Source organism: Dokdonia sp. MED134, from assembly GCF_000152925.2.
Taxonomy (GTDB): Bacteria; Bacteroidota; Bacteroidia; order Flavobacteriales; family Flavobacteriaceae; genus Dokdonia.
The window spans coordinates 2,510,526-2,525,777 of sequence record NZ_CP009301.1 but is presented as its reverse complement, the minus strand read 5'-3'; the positions used below and the strand labels follow the sequence as shown (position 1 = coordinate 2,525,777).

Here is a 15,252-nt window from a genome sequence, read left to right as displayed (position 1 = left end):
TCTAAGAGGCATATTCTTGCATAATACCTATAATGGTATTTGCATCTAGCTCACCACTCTGGCGCCATATCATCTCGCCGTTTTTATAGATAATGAGCGTAGGCAAGCTTTTGATGCGTAGCGCATCTGCTAGTTCATTGTTCTTATCTACATCTATTTTTATGACTTTACCCTTATCTCCTACTGCTGCAGCAACATCTCTTAGTATAGGATGCATTGAGACAGAGTCTTCATTCCACTCTGTGTAGAAGTCTAAAAGAACCGGAATATTAAGATCAATAAGTTCACCAAATTTTGACATACCCTACAATTTTAATTAAACAATCAGGCGTTTCAAGCTTCGTAAAGATAGTATATTCTCCTTACTATGCGTTTTTACCACTTTTTTTCAACTCTATAACAGTTATCTCTGGCCAGATCCCTACCCTACCCGGAAAGGCTAGATACCCAAATCCTCGGTTTACATTTATATACTGTTTTGCATCTTCATAAATACCTGCCCAGTACTTGTAACGCCACTTTACAGGGCTCCACTTAAACCATCCAGGTATCTCAATACCAAACTGCATACCGTGGGTATGACCGCTCAATGTAAGGTGAAAATGTTCTGGGTGATCTTTTACCTCATACTCCCAGTGTGATGGGTCGTGACTCATCAATATTTTAAAGTCATCTTGAGCAAGACCAGAGATTGCTTTGTTAAGATCTCCAGCTTTTTTAAATCCGCCTTCACCCCAGTTTTCTACACCTACTATAGCGAGACGTTGCCCATCTTTTTCAATATAATGATGCTCATTAAGGAGAAGCTTAAACTCCATCTCTTTTTGAATTTCTTTAAGTCTATCAAGATTTGCAATCTTAGCTTCTGGCGTAGGCCAGTCTATGTAATCTCCATAGTCGTGATTTCCTAGAACAGAAAACTTTCCGTCACGTGCCTTGAGTCTTGCAAAGGTCTCTTTCCAAGGCTCCATCTCTGCGGCTTCATTATTTACCATATCTCCAGTAAATAATATAGCATCACTTGCCTGCTCATTTATTAAATCTATAGCGTAGTCTAGCTTTTCGGCATTATCAAAACTACCACTGTGCACGTCACTTATTTGAGTAATCTTGTATCCATCAAACGCTTCAGGCAAATCATCAAAACTGAGTGTATACTTAAGTACCTTAAAGTTATAACGCCCCTTAATCACACCATATAGAATAGATGCAAAAGGTATCGCTGCTAGACCAAGTGCAATCTGGCTTACAAACTTACGTCTGGATGGAATTGCACCGCCCTGTGTGTTTCCAGTAAGCTTATTGAGGCCTCCCTTTATAAGTCTGAATATATCCTCGCCAAACATTGTCGCGATAATGACCAACTTACAAACTATCAAAATAACAAAAGAGACAATAAAGAACTGTGTAAGTGGGCTCATATTGCGCCTACCTCCTGTAGAGAATTGATAAATCATCCCTCCTATTATAAATAAGGTAATAAGAAAGTATAGTATCGTACCCCATCTTCCTTTTACTAGGAATCTGAATGCTTGGTAAGCATAAATATCTAGGGCTATAATAAAGGCAATAAAAAATATGAGTCTAAGCACAAATAAAGAATTTTAACAAAAATAGCTGGTCACAACCTCCCAATACTGTATTTCACTTTTCTTTAACTATTAGTGAGCTATACAGTCACTTCAAGAATAGTAGCGCGGGCACTTATAAATTGTACAGTATCAACCTTAGCTGGAAGCACAACTGTCTGACCTTGCTTAAAATCATAGGTCTTATCATCATACATAAAAGAAGTACTTCCTGCCACACACATTAGTATGGTAAAAGAATCTTGATGACTATAATCTCTAAGTAATTCACCTTCTAGATCTAACACAGCTGTCGTAAAGTAATGATCTTCTATAACTGGAACAGAAGTATTAAGCTTAGCCTTATAAGGAGTCTTGTAATATTCACACCCATTATAATCTAGCACATCTGTAGCCTGCTCTGTATGTAGGTCTCGTTTTTTACCAGTCTTTACATCTACTCTATCGTAATCATACACTCTGTATGTCACATCTGAGGTTTGCTGTATTTCGGCTAGCATAATACCAGCTCCTATTGCGTGTATTCGTCCTGCAGGAATATGAATAATATCACCTTTAGAAACATTTTCCTTGTGAAGTAAATCGATTAAAGAACCCTCACTAACTGCCTTAGTATAATCTTCTGGTTTTGTATCATTCTCAAAGCCCACTATAATCTCTGCATCTGGCTCTGCATCCATAATATACCACATCTCATTTTTACCATAAGAGTCGTGACGCGCTTTTGCTATCGCATCTCCAGGATGTACCTGCACCGAAAGTGGCTTTTCTGTATCTAAAAACTTTATGAGTAGCGGAAAATGACTTCCAAATTTATCAATCACTGCTTCCCCTAGAAAATCTGCACCATAACTAGCTATCAACTCATTAAGCGTTTTACCTGCAAGTGGCCCATTTGAGACAATAGTCTCACTGCCAGTAACACCAGAAACTTCCCAAGACTCACCTATATGATCTCCATCAAATTCTTTATGAAGAACCGTACGTAATTTTGTACCACCCCAAAGGCGATACTTAAAAAGCGGAGTAAAAAATAAGGGGTATAAATTCATAATAGTATAAGACTGCAAATATACGTATAGCTTACTAAAGTCGCTCTCTGCGTTTATATCTTGTCGGTGATCTGTATTTTTGTAAACGCTATGCTTATACTTACAGATGTCTTATTTTCTATTTCTGAACGCTTTAATGTGGGACCTATACAACTTCAAATTGAAAAGGGTACACACGCAGCTATTATAGGCGAGAGTGGTTGTGGCAAGACCACTCTATTGCAAATGATTTACGGTCTTTATGATTTAGACCAAGGCTCTATAACTTTTGACAATAAAAAGGTCACTGGTCCCGAAGAAAATCTTATTCCAGGGATGCCATATATCAAATATCTTTCGCAAGATTTTGACCTAATGCCTTATACATCTGTGACAGAAAATATTCATAAATATTTAAGCAGACTAGAGCCAGAAACTAGTCAGGCCAGAACCGAAGAATTACTAGAAGTGGTAGAAATGACTCCCTTTGCCTCTGCTCACGTAAAAACGCTCTCTGGAGGACAAAAACAACGGGTAGCACTGGCACAAACACTAGCGAAAGAACCAGAGCTCCTATTACTAGATGAGCCATTCTCCCACATTGATAACTTTAGAAAAAACAAGCTGCGCAGGCGTCTCTTTGCATACCTAAAAAAGCAAAACATTACCTGCCTAGTTGCTACACACGACAGCACAGACGTTTTATCATATATGGATAAGACTATTGTTATGCGAGATGGAACTATAATCGCTCACGAGCAAACTCAAAGGCTATATGACAACCCTCCTTCATATTATGTAGGCTCCCTTTTTGGAGATCTTAATAAGGTACCTAAGCAATGGTTTTTTCCAGATGCACAAAAAGATGAGCAGCTACTGCGCTACCCACATCAGCTCACAATCTCTCCAGAGGGTATAAAGGTTGAGATTACCAAAAGTTATTTTATGGGAACCCATTATTTGATAGAGGCTTTGTGTGACGGGCAATCTATACTTTTTAATTCTGAAAGCAACCTTGTTAAAGGAGACACTACATACATTAATCTCAAGTAACTAGTAAATTGTAGTGATCTTTATTACGCTTTCGCGAAAGCGTACTTCATCACCTTCTCGTTTACCCATTAGTAATTGACCTATAGGTGAGCCTATACCTATAGCATAAAAAGTGAGACCATCTACTTTTATAGCTCCTACAGGAATAGAAATAAAATAGCAAGCCTGCGAAGTAACGACAACGCTACCCAAGTGCACTGGACCTTCTGAAAGATCAAGCTTTATTCTAAGAAAGATTTGTTCTAGTTTTTCTATAGCTGCCAGTTGCTTGCCGGCATTCTCACGTTCTAATTGCAACATCGCTCTGCCGGTCTCGTGTTTATCTCCAGCTGTACTCTTAGTTTCCTCTCTTAATGAAGTCGCTACATTATCTAGAATTTGCTGCACCACATCTCTGCGTTGCATAAGATGTTCTTTACAAGCTTTGAGAAGTTCTTCTTTTATTTCAGGATGGGTCATAAGTGATATTACGGTCTGTAAAAATAGTCTATTATAAACCTACACTACGCAATAAGATTTGCCAAGTCTTCTCCCACCGTTGCGCCTATGGCAACGCCCATACCTCCTAGCCGAACCCCACAATACGTGTGGTCTGATAATTTTTTAAGTAAAGGCTGTTTCTGGCTACCTACTCCCATAATACCACTCCACCTATGTGCTATTTCAAACTTAGTATGTGGCAGTATAACTTCTTTAAGTAAGCGTTCTAGCTCTTGCTGTATGACTTCTGTTTGTGCGATTACAGTAGTTTCCTCTCCTTTAAAATCGAGGTTGCGACCACCGCCTAAAAGTATCCTGCCATTTATATTTCTAAAATAGTAATACCCTCTATCAAGATGAAAAGTCCCTTTAAGATGCAAATCAGGTATTTTATTAGTTATTAAAACTTGTGCTCGTGCAGGTTTTACTTGAGTAAGACCTAGCTTTTTTGCAAAGCCATTTGTAGCAATAAGGAGCTTTTTTGTTTTGAACTGTACAGAGCTAGTGACAACGGTTACTTCACTAGCATTTTCGGCATAAGAAATTACGTTTGTATTATTCAAAATCAAGACACCTTTAGACTGAGCGAGTTGCAAAAGTGATTGCATCATACGCCCAGTATCTATTTGCCCCTCACTATTATTAAAGATAACTTGGTCGTGGATTCCATCACATTGCAGGTCATTTGATTTTAAGCTATATACTTCCTTTTTAAAAATAGGGAACAGCAATTTATTTATAGTAGGTATGGCTTCAATACATTGCTTATAAAGACTGTTGTCCTTCTTTAAAAATAGCTCGTAGCCTCCGTTTTCTTGATAGTCGATACTCTTATCAGTAAGCAACGCTCGCAGTTTTGTGAGGCCTTGTATTCTTTTTTTTACAAGCGCTACGACCTCATCTTCTGAGTGTGATGTTAGATCATCTAGTATTTCTGAAATACTACCAAAACAGGCGAAACCCGCATTTTTTGTACTTGCACCATTAGGAAGCACTCCTCTTTCTAACACGAGTACCTTTGCTTTTGGAAACCTTCCGCGTAAGCGTAAAGCACACGTAAGCCCTACAATACCGCTTCCTACTACGGTATAATCTACATTAGTAAACCACGTTTCTTGCTCCCAAAAACTAAACTCCATACATCTGTTTTTGTATAAAAATACATTTTATGTGTTAGTGACTCTAACTTCTCTCGTCTAAGGTGCTATGACAGCCAAAGGTTTTATCATCTTTATTTTTACAACTCAACTGCTTTTTATAGCAGAACCAAATAGTTACCATAAGGAGTATTATAACAATGGTACTATTAAGGCCGAGGGCTGGGTTATGGGTGAGCAAAAGATTAAGTACTGGAAATTTTACCATAGTAACGGCGAGCTTATGTCTCAAGGTCACTATGCAAACAACCTTAAAACCGACTATTGGTATTTTTACAATTCCCAAGGAAAACTAGTGCGCGAGGGGCATTATGAGCAGGGAAAAGCGCAAAATTGGTGGATTTTTTACGATATTGCGCGGCAAGAAACACGCAAAACTCAATATGTTAATAATGAGCAAGAAGGTTTTTGCTTAGTCTATAAAAACAACAAACTCATCAAAGTAGAAAAATACGAAGCAAATCAATTAAAAGGTGAATGGACAAGTGTAAGAGCTTTTCGCCGTGATAATCCAGACATCTCTTTCTACTAGCATTATGGAGCCCCTTATAAAAGTTATTATACCAGCCTACAATGAACAAGATTCTATAGGACTTGTTCTGCAAGACATTCCCGCTATTGTTAATGAAGTAATTGTAGTAAGTAATGCCTCTACAGATAACACAGAGCAAGTAGCTCAAGAAAATGGAGCTACCGTTTTAAGAGAAGAGCAAATGGGTTATGGCTATGCTTGCCTTAAAGGGATGAATTATATTGCGAGCCATACTCCTAAGCCAGACATCGTTGTTTTTTTAGATGGTGATTATAGTGATTACCCAGAAGAGCTTACTAAGATAATAGCACCTATTGTGCAGGACAACTGTGATATGGTGATTGGTGCTAGAGATAAACGCTTTCGCGAAAGCGGGTCTATGACAGGACCACAAATTTTTGGAAACTGGCTAGCAACAACGCTTATGAGTCTATTTTTTGGCGCACGTTTTACAGATCTTGGCCCGTTTAGAGCAATGAAATATGATAGCCTCCTCGCCTTAGAGATGGAAGATAAAACATATGGCTGGACTGTAGAGATGCAACTTAAGGTCTTAAAAAAGAAAATGAAATATACCGAAGTACCCGTAAACTACAGAAACCGCATAGGCGTTTCAAAAGTATCTGGTACTGTAAAGGGCGCAGTTATGGCAGGAGTAAAAATATTAGGGTGGATTTTTAAATACAGTTTTAAGTAATGATTTTAGAAATATCTATCATAGTTATCTACACGATATCGCTAGTTATCATATTTGCCTACAGTCTATCGCAACTCAACTTGCTTTTTAATTACCTAAGAGCGCAGCGCATTAAAGACGATGCCCCAAAGTTTAATTTTAAAGACCCGGCTCAAATCCCACTAGTTACTATACAGCTACCTGTATATAATGAACTCTATGTGATGGAGCGATTACTAGACAATATTGCGTTGCTAGACTACCCAAAGGAAAAGCTGGAGATACAAGTACTAGACGACAGTACAGATGAGTCTTTTGAGCGTACAAAAAATCATATTGAGAGACTTAAAAATCAAGGTTTAGACATAAAGCACGTTACTCGTGAAGACCGTTCTGGCTTTAAGGCTGGTGCTCTTAAGGAAGGACTTAAGGTTGCAAAGGGAGAATATATAGCCATCTTTGATGCAGATTTTCTTCCCGAGCCCAACTGGCTGCAACGCACGGTGCCTTACTTTAAAGACCGAAACATAGGTGTAGTACAGACTCGCTGGGGGCATATTAATAGAGAGTACTCACTACTTACTCGAGTACAAGCTTTTGCTCTAGATGCTCACTTTACACTAGAGCAAGTAGGTCGCAACAGTAAAGGTCACTTTATAAACTTTAACGGTACCGCAGGGCTATGGCGCAAGCAGTGTATAGAAGATGCTGGCAACTGGGAAGGAGATACACTTACAGAAGACCTAGACCTAAGTTATAGAGCACAGCTTAAAAACTGGAAATTTAAGTACCTAGAGGACGTAAAAACTCCAGCAGAATTACCTGTGGTTATAAGTGCAGCACGCTCACAACAGTTTAGATGGAATAAAGGTGGTGCAGAGAACTTCCAGAAGATGTCTAAAAAAGTGGTCACAAGCAAGAGCCTTTCTACAAAAACAAAGATGCACGGCATACTGCACTTACTCAATAGCACAATGTTTTTAAACGTGCTCATTGTAGCGATACTTAGCATCCCTATGTTATATATAAAGAACGAGTATGCACACCTTAAGCCTTACTTTTACGTGATGTCTTTCTTTGTCATAAGTAGTGTGATATTCTTTATATGTTACTGGTTTATGTTTAAGAGTATTTACGGTGGCGGTTTAAAGCAATTTATACGTTATATAGGGATGTTCTTTACATTCTTTAGTATCGCAATGGGCTTCTCATTGCATAACTCTATAGCAGTAATAGAAGGGCACTTAGGGAAACGTAGTGACTTTATACGCACCCCAAAATTCAACATAAGTGAACTCAAGGAATCTTGGAAAGGCAACAAATACATCAAGAAAAACATCTCTATAAATGTGATTTTTGAAGGGCTATTAATGCTATACTTTGCCTTTGGGATGTACTCTGCCTTTGTGGTAGGAGATCAAGGAGGAGATTTTGGATTATTCCCTTTTCACCTAATGTTATTTATAGGTTTTGGGTTTGTATTCTTTAAGTCGTTAACGAGCAAAGCGTGATAGCAACCCTGTGGAAATATCAAAAAACCTCATTGCTTCTTGCAGTTGTTTCCCTTGTTGTTTACCACCTATTTGCACATCACTTACAACGATCAGATTTTCCTCTTCTAGTAAGTCTTTACAGCATCTTATTTGCCTCTTTTTATCTAATCGTAAAGAGAAGTAAAAATGATTTTGGCTTCCTCTTTTTAATTGCCATTCTAGCTAGATTAATTTTTATAAATGCCACGCCTAACCTCTCTCAAGACTTCTATAGATTTATTTGGGATGGCCGTATGCTCATACAGGGTTACAACCCGTATTTAAGTACTCCACAGAGTTATATTGATGCGGGCACAACAAGCATAGTAGCACAAGCTCAAGAGCTCTATTCAGGTATGGGCACACTCAATGCTAGTCATTTTACAAACTACCCACCAGTTAACCAGCTCATATTCTTAGTTGCAGCACTTTTCTCAAGTAAAAGTATCCTAGGAAGCGTTATCACATTTAGAATAGTAATTATACTAGCAGACATAGGCACAATCATCTACGGTAAAAAATTACTTACCAAGCTAGGTTTACCCATTTATAACATCTTCTGGTATGCCTTAAATCCTTTTATCATCATCGAGATGACGGGCAACTTACACTTTGAGTCTGTGATGCTTTTTCTTGTTGTACTATCCCTTTACAAGTTATCGCAAGGCAAATGGATTTTGAGTGCTGTGTTCTTAGCACTCTCCATATCAACTAAGCTATTACCGCTGTTATTTTTACCCCTATTTATGCAATACTTCTTAACCAGAGGTGGCGGTAAGACAACCCACTTTAGAAGTTCATATCCTTGGAAAGTCCGCTTTCGCGAAATAAAAACAAACACACCTAGACTCATTTACTTTTACGTCATCACTCTAGGAGTTGTGGTGCTTACATTTATACCATTTTTAAGCGGTGCTTTTGCTGAAAATTTTGGCACCACCATTGCCTTATGGTTTCAAAAATTTGAATTTAATGCAAGCATCTATTACATCATAAGGTATATAGGCTATCAAGTTATAGGCTGGAATATTATAGGAGATGTAGGTCCCTTGTTACCCAAAATTGTAGTTGTACTTCTTGTACTACTCGCTTTTATACGCAACAATCGAAGCTTGCAGGCTATGATAACAGCCATCCTCATAGGGATGTTTTTTTACTTCTTATTATCGACTACCGTACACCCTTGGTATGTAGCGACACCATTATTACTCTGTGTGTTTACTCGCTATCGCTTTCCTTTAGTCTGGAGCGCTACAATCATATTAAGCTACGCCGCCTATGGTGCAGATGGCTTTAATGAAAACCTATGGCTTGTCGCTATAGAGTATATCACTGTTATAGGATTTTTTGTTTGGGAAGTGTTTTGGAAGCCAAAACCCGCTACTCAACTAGATAAACACTAGCCACTTTTCTATCTGTATAATTGCGACTAGCTGGGTCTGCTGTATTAAGTTCTAAAGTAAACATAAACTTATGTTGCATATCTGGAAAGGTTTCAGATACGAGCCAATCGTCATCAAAGAAAACAAGTGTATAAAACCTATCTTCACCTGGCATCACAAGCTCATCATCTTTACAAAGCCTTGGGATTTTTTGACCTGCAGCCCACACCATTTCTGGAGTGGCGCCATTAAGTCCATACACAGCTAGTGCCGGTAAGTTCTCAAAGGCTTTAAAAGAAGTCTCAACTCGATTATCTAGTGAGCTACTCTTGACAGACTGGTGCGCATACTCTTTAAATTGAGATCGTTCATTAAAACCGACATTTACGAGGAATACAAGAGCAATAACAAGCGATAGTAAGCTCTTATAGAGCTCCTTTTTTACTAGAAAGTAAATGATACAAACCCCAGCTAAAACAACAAAAACACCGGGTAGGATATCTAATACAGAGAGGTAAGCCAATTGCCACCCCAGTGTAAGCAACGCTAAACCTCCCAGTATAATTAAAGTACCTATTAACCCAATATTGAAATAAACCGGCAAGATCTCTCTTCTATCTGTAAGCTTACTAAAGCTCCTTACCAGATAATGTATATAAAAACCTATTGTAAATGCAAGCGGTATTAAAACAGGCATCAAGTAACGCGACTTTTTCTCTGGTATGATAGAGAGTAAAACGACAGCCAGTAAGGTCCACAACAAGGTAAATGTGTACTCTTTACGGTGTAACACACGCGTTTTTAAATAAGGATAAAGGAGACTTATAAAAGCAGGTATCGTCCAGAGACCACTTTGTACAAAAAAGCTCCAGTAGTAATAAAAAGGACGCACATTATAACTTGTCCAGTTACCTGTCTCCCTTTCGGCGATTCTTGCAAAGGTTACGGGATCTGCACTTCTTACATAAATATACCAAGAGAAACCTATCACGAGCCCCATACATATGGTTATTATAAAGGGCAACCACTTTTTACAACTCGTTTCTCTCCTATATTGTATTAGGTAAGCTATCACAAAGGGTAAAAACAGTGCATAAAGCGACACAGGCCCTTTGCTTAATATAGATGCACCTATGCATAATGCTGCGACTACCCACTTCAAGGTGTTACTTTCTCCAGATGGACTTCTTAAATTACTAAAAAGGCAATAAATCCCAGAGAGCATAAATGCGTGTGCATAAATATCCCAAGGAGCCTCAAAAATGATGAGTACCACATAAAGAGATGTAACACTTATCAATCCATTAAGTAAACTATGACGAGGAGAAAGAGTAAGCTTTCGCGAAAGCGTAATAACAACACTCCCTAATAATACAACCATAAGTACTGCAGGAAGTCGCATTGCCCAGACACTTTTTATGCCAAACACATAGCCTGATAATGCTGTAAGCCAGGTAGGCAATGGTGGCTTTTCATAACGGGGCTCTCCGTTCATTGTAGTGAGTAGCAAGTTATTATCTGTGAGCATCTCTCTTGCAGAGATAAAATTGCGCGCCTCCATTATGGTTACTTCTAGCGCATCTAGAAAAGGCAATAACATACCAAGCACCACAAAGGTGATGACGAGTACAGGACGCTTTTCTAATTGCTCTATCACGCTGTTTTTGATGTATAATAAAGGTAAATATTACGTGCGTAAATGAAAGTACCTAGCGAGTAAGAGAGAACCATCACATAATCTACCCGGTATAAAAAGTATACGAGTGACAGCAGTCCTCCAGTAAAAGAAAATAGCCAAAAGCCTAAAGGTAGTGTCGCCTCTTTATTCTTTTCTGCATAAAACCATTGGTATACAAAGCGCAGGGTAAATAATACTTGTGCTACAATACCTAAAGTAAGTAGCCAGGTAGCCATCTCATCTTTTGAGAAGAGAGCGGCTAGATCAAACTTTCCATTATTCCAGCCATATGCAATGATGCCTATGGGTATAGCTATTATGAGAAACTGAGACCATTTAGGCAAGAGTTTCCACTGCTTTTGTATCTGTAGGTTTCTTATGTAAATGATGTATCCCAGCACTTGCCCCAGCATAAGCGGGAAGTCTGTACGGAAGTAACCATATATAAACAGTACAAAAGATCCAGAAAGACTAAGCCACCAGAAGGTTAAAGGTGTTACTACCTTCTTGCTCTTTTCTGAAAGTAACCACTGCGAAAGCATTCTTCCTCCAAAGAGGATTTGGGCAAGCACAGCAAGTAACGACAGACTATCCACGGCTGGAGTTTCCTACTTTATAATTAATATACTTTTTCTTCATCCATAGATAAGCAAAGCAATCCATAAGCGGCCCTAGAAGGCGGTTCCAAACCCCAAATTTTGCCTCACCCGCCACTCGCGGAAAGTGACGCACTGGCACTTGTTTTACTTTACCTTCTTGTAATAATATCATTGCAGGCAAGAAGCGGTGTAATCCCTTAAACATAGGGATGCGCTGTGCATAATTTGTTTTGATAATTTTGAGCGGGCAACCTGTATCATCCATCCCATCGTGAGTAAATGAACGACGTATGCCGTTTGCAATTTTTGAAGACATATTCTTAACAAAAGAGTCTTGCCTATCTGCACGTACACCCGTAACTAGATCGTAAGGTCCTATCTCTTCAATAAGTATATTAAAATCATCTGGAGCCGTTTGTAAATCACTATCTATATAGCCTACTAGCTCTGTATCTGCGTGATCAAAACCTGCTTTTATAGCGGCACTTAAGCCACAGTTTTCTGTAAAGGCAATGTACTCAAAATCTGTGCTGCGTGTACAAATGTCTTTTATGATATCTAGACTCGTATCCTTAGACCCATCATTTACAAAAAGTACTTTACTCTTTGCTTTTGCGGTTTTAAAATAGGCGTTAAATTCAGATTCTACTCGTAAGAGATTATCTTCTTCATTATACACAGGTACAACAATGGTGAGACGATACTCCATAGACTATTAACCGTTTTTAAGATTGATCACCTCTTGTTTTGTAAGGTGACGCCAGTGACCACGTGGTAAGTCTTTCTTAGTTAATCCTGCTATAGTAACACAATCTACACGCACCACCTCATAATTAAGGTGTTCAAAAATAGTACGTATAATACTATTACCTGTATTTTTAATACGAAGTCCTACTTCTTTCTTAGGAGCTCCATCTACAAAGCTTATTTCCTCTACCATTATCGTCTTACCTCCTATTTTGAGGCCTTCTCTTATACGCTCTGCATCTGCAGCTTTAAGGTTATTAGATAATTCTATATGGTATAATTTATCTACTCCCTTTTTTGAGTTTGTAAATCGTTGTACAAGCTCATCATCGTTAGTAAAGAGTAGTAACCCCATTGCGTTGCGCCCTAGTCTACCTATAGGTTGTATACGTGATTTTGTAGATCCCGCTACGAGGTCCATCACCGTATTACCTTTATCATTACTTGTAGTGGTTGCAAACCCTTTAGGCTTATTAAGTAACACATATGCCTTTGCCTCTGGGTTAATACGACGCCCGTCAAAACGCACATCATCTTCAATTTTTACTTGGTAACCCATCTCATTAATCACTTTACCATTTACGGTAACTTGACCTATAGATATATACATATCTGCCTCTCTACGAGAACACACTCCAGAGTTTGCTATATATTTATTAAGACGCATCGTCCCATCATCTTTCTTACGTTGCGTTTGTTTTTTTGGTGCATCAAAGGCTTTATCTTTTGCCTTTGCGGTAGGTCTTCCTCCTTGTTTACGTACGGGTTGTGTACCACGAGAACCGCTTTTTTGCTTTCCTCCTGCGCCACTGCGTCCAGATGGTTTTCCTTTTCCTCGATTATCTGCTCCTCTGCTCATTACATTTTATTTAAGCTACAAAGGTAAGATTTAGTCTGTTGTGATTAGTAGTATGTGTGTAGAATGTTGTGATAACCGCTTTCGCGAAAGCAATATAAGCCCACCACACCGCCTCAATATCATAAGTCACTCATTTTAAAACAGCTGCTTCGGCACAGAACTTGATTCTGTATAGGTGTTCAACATTTTTAAAACTTTATATTATGAGAAGACGTACTACTCCAGAAGTAAATGCGGGGTCTATGGCAGACATTGCATTCTTATTACTTATTTTTTTCTTAGTCACCACCACCATCGAAAAGGACAAAGGCATCGCCAGGCAGCTACCACCAGCACTCACAGATGCTACCGAAGCTCACGTAAAAGAAAAAAATCTATTACAAATTATGGTCAATCCTGAAAATGAAATTCTTGTAGAAGAAAAACGAGTCTCTATTACAGATCTAAAAGAGGTGGTAATTGCATTTTTAGATAACGGCGGCATACCACTGGGTATGGAAGGCCATTGCGACTACTGTCTAGGTGAGCATAGCCTACTCTCTTCAGATAATCCTCAAAAGGCAGTAATATCCATCGCTCCAGATAGACTTACAGACTATAACACCTATATACAGGTGCAAGCTCAACTCACTGCGGCTTATGAAGATTTGCGCCAGAGAGCATACAAGCGATTATACAAACAAGACTATTCATCTATTAACAAAGCGGTGCGAGAAGGCACCTATGATGGCAATCTAGAGAAAGTAAAAATGCAACTTAAAAAAGTGCGTTCCCTTTACCCGATGCTCATCTCTGAAGCTACTACAAAAAGAGAGTTAAGGTTGTAAACTCACAAAAGAGGTGTAATCATAATCTGGATTACACCTCTTTTACATTAATCATTAAACTTAACTACCCGCTGGCGTTCTCTGTTTACTGTAAGCTGAGTTACATCTGGACGTGAGTAGTGACCTGATGGGTCAAAGTTTTGTCGCTCTTCATATACCTTATTAAAATCCAGCGTGTGATAAATATTACCTTCTGTTGTGATATCTGGTGGCAGTATAAACTCTCCATCTGGGCCGGCAATACAAGAACCTCCATTTGAAGAAACTTCTGGAGCACGTTTTAAAACTTCTTGTAAATGAGGTGTCTCCTTTGGAAAATCTGTTGCGATTGCCATTCTACTTGATACAGATATAACATAACTGCGCGACTCGCGAGCAATGAATCGTGTGATGTCTTTTGTATTATAATCACTGCCTGGCCATACGGCTATGTGCAAGTTTTCTCCTTGTGCATACATTGCAGCACGCGGTAGCGGCATCCAGTTCTCCCAGCAATTAAGTGCACCTACAGTAAATTGTTTAAGCGGGTGTACTCGTAAACCGTGACCATCACCCGGAGCCCAGGTAAGGCGCTCATCATACGTAGGCTGTAACTTGCGGTGTACAGATTGTATAACGCCTTCTTGATCTATATACACAAGAGAACAATATAGACTAGCTCCACCCCTGTCCATTGGTTTTTCTATAATTCCAAGATATATTGCAATATTATAATTTTGAGCAAGATCACATATCTCTTGTAAATCCCCTCGTTCTATATCTACCGCATTTCTAGTATAGTGTGCGTGAAGCTCTTTTACCACCTTTGTATCCCAAGCGGCTCCATCTGTAAGTGATAACCAGTATGGGTAACCTGGCAAAAGCCCCTCACCAAAAACGATGAGCTCTGCATCATTTGAAGCCGCTTCTATTATAGCTGTTTTTATTTTCTCAATCGTGGCATCTCGATCTCCCCAGACTGGAGCGATTTGAGCAAGAGCAACTTTAAGGTGGTTAGGCTGTGACATATAGTGGTTATGGTTTGTTTAAATAGGTTATCATCATTAAAAATACATAATAGTAGTCGATGATAAGTGATTACGCTTTCGCGAAAGCGCACAAAAAGATTTC

Annotated in this window: 16 protein-coding genes; 6 read left to right on the top strand and 10 right to left on the bottom strand. The window is 38.9% G+C overall.

Annotated features, from left to right (window positions below; all coding sequences use genetic code 11):
• Position 1: 1 nt before the first annotated feature.
• The 3 genes from MED134_RS11140 to MED134_RS11130 form a co-directional block, all read right to left on the bottom strand.
• The gene (locus tag MED134_RS11140; RefSeq protein WP_035327138.1) at positions 2-301 is read right to left on the bottom strand and encodes a thioredoxin family protein; all 300 of its coding nucleotides are present in this window, start codon (positions 299-301) and stop codon (positions 2-4) included.
• A gap of 64 nt (positions 302-365) precedes the next feature.
• Positions 366-1,592 (bottom strand): metallophosphoesterase, encoded by a 1,227-nt coding sequence (locus tag MED134_RS11135; RefSeq protein WP_038599063.1) that lies wholly within the window; start codon positions 1,590-1,592, stop codon positions 366-368.
• Between the two features lie 77 nt (positions 1,593-1,669).
• Entirely contained in the window at positions 1,670-2,641 is a 972-nt protein-coding gene (locus MED134_RS11130; RefSeq protein WP_038599060.1) for a type I phosphomannose isomerase catalytic subunit, read from the bottom strand.
• Between the two features lie 90 nt (positions 2,642-2,731).
• On the opposite strand from MED134_RS11130, the gene MED134_RS11125 reads away from it, so the two are divergent.
• Entirely contained in the window at positions 2,732-3,673 is a 942-nt protein-coding gene (locus MED134_RS11125; protein ID WP_038599057.1) for an ABC transporter ATP-binding protein, read from the top strand.
• Here MED134_RS11125 and MED134_RS11120 read toward each other — a convergent pair whose 3' ends face one another.
• Together MED134_RS11120 and MED134_RS11115 are read right to left on the bottom strand one after the other, a co-directional pair.
• Positions 3,674-4,132: a 3-oxoacyl-ACP synthase gene (locus MED134_RS11120; RefSeq protein WP_038599055.1), complete on the bottom strand. Its 459-nt coding sequence runs from the start codon at positions 4,130-4,132 to the stop codon at positions 3,674-3,676.
• Between the two features lie 44 nt (positions 4,133-4,176).
• Positions 4,177-5,292, bottom strand: a complete 1,116-nt coding sequence (locus MED134_RS11115) for an NAD(P)/FAD-dependent oxidoreductase (protein WP_038599052.1) — start codon at positions 5,290-5,292, stop codon at positions 4,177-4,179.
• Between the two features lie 67 nt (positions 5,293-5,359).
• Between MED134_RS11115 and MED134_RS11110 the strand changes: the two genes are divergently transcribed.
• The 4 genes from MED134_RS11110 to MED134_RS11095 are packed head-to-tail and all read left to right on the top strand — an operon-like array spanning position 5,360 to position 9,453.
• Positions 5,360-5,842 carry a toxin-antitoxin system YwqK family antitoxin gene (locus MED134_RS11110; protein ID WP_038599049.1) on the top strand — a complete coding sequence of 161 codons (483 nt, stop codon included), beginning with the start codon at positions 5,360-5,362 and terminating at the stop codon, positions 5,840-5,842.
• A gap of 4 nt (positions 5,843-5,846) precedes the next feature.
• Complete coding sequence (locus MED134_RS11105) at positions 5,847-6,539, top strand: glycosyltransferase family 2 protein (protein WP_035327121.1); 693 nt, start codon at positions 5,847-5,849, stop codon at positions 6,537-6,539.
• Positions 6,539-8,029 carry a cellulose synthase family protein gene (locus tag MED134_RS11100; RefSeq protein ID WP_038599045.1) on the top strand — a complete coding sequence of 497 codons (1,491 nt, stop codon included), beginning with the start codon at positions 6,539-6,541 and terminating at the stop codon, positions 8,027-8,029. Before MED134_RS11105 ends, MED134_RS11100 begins: the two co-directional genes overlap by 1 nt.
• On the top strand, positions 8,026-9,453 hold the full coding sequence (locus MED134_RS11095) for a mannosyltransferase (RefSeq protein ID WP_038599030.1): 1,428 nt from the start codon (positions 8,026-8,028) through the stop codon (positions 9,451-9,453). The genes MED134_RS11100 and MED134_RS11095 overlap by 4 nt, the downstream gene beginning before the upstream one ends.
• Here the strand turns inward: MED134_RS11095 and MED134_RS11090 are convergent.
• From MED134_RS11090 to MED134_RS11075, 4 genes are read right to left on the bottom strand one after another with little or no spacing between them, the layout of a single operon-like run.
• On the bottom strand, positions 9,431-11,089 hold the full coding sequence (locus tag MED134_RS11090) for an ArnT family glycosyltransferase (protein ID WP_038599027.1): 1,659 nt from the start codon (positions 11,087-11,089) through the stop codon (positions 9,431-9,433). The genes MED134_RS11095 and MED134_RS11090 overlap by 23 nt on opposite strands.
• Entirely contained in the window at positions 11,086-11,706 is a 621-nt protein-coding gene (locus MED134_RS11085; protein WP_035327115.1) for a lipid-A-disaccharide synthase N-terminal domain-containing protein, read from the bottom strand. Before MED134_RS11085 ends, MED134_RS11090 begins: the two co-directional genes overlap by 4 nt.
• Positions 11,699-12,418, bottom strand: a complete 720-nt coding sequence (locus MED134_RS11080; protein WP_038599024.1) for a glycosyltransferase — start codon at positions 12,416-12,418, stop codon at positions 11,699-11,701. The genes MED134_RS11085 and MED134_RS11080 overlap by 8 nt, the downstream gene beginning before the upstream one ends.
• Before the next feature lie 6 nt (positions 12,419-12,424).
• Positions 12,425-13,315, bottom strand: coding sequence for a pseudouridine synthase (locus tag MED134_RS11075; RefSeq protein WP_038599021.1), 891 nt, complete (start codon positions 13,313-13,315; stop codon positions 12,425-12,427).
• A 203-nt stretch (positions 13,316-13,518) separates the two neighbouring features.
• Between MED134_RS11075 and MED134_RS11070 the strand changes: the two genes are divergently transcribed.
• The gene (locus tag MED134_RS11070) at positions 13,519-14,142 is read left to right on the top strand and encodes an ExbD/TolR family protein (protein ID WP_038599018.1); all 624 of its coding nucleotides are present in this window, start codon (positions 13,519-13,521) and stop codon (positions 14,140-14,142) included.
• 47 nt (positions 14,143-14,189) lie between these two features.
• Here MED134_RS11070 and MED134_RS11065 read toward each other — a convergent pair whose 3' ends face one another.
• Positions 14,190-15,149, bottom strand: a complete 960-nt coding sequence (locus tag MED134_RS11065) for a carbon-nitrogen hydrolase family protein (protein WP_038599015.1) — start codon at positions 15,147-15,149, stop codon at positions 14,190-14,192.
• Positions 15,150-15,252: the final 103 nt, after the last annotated feature.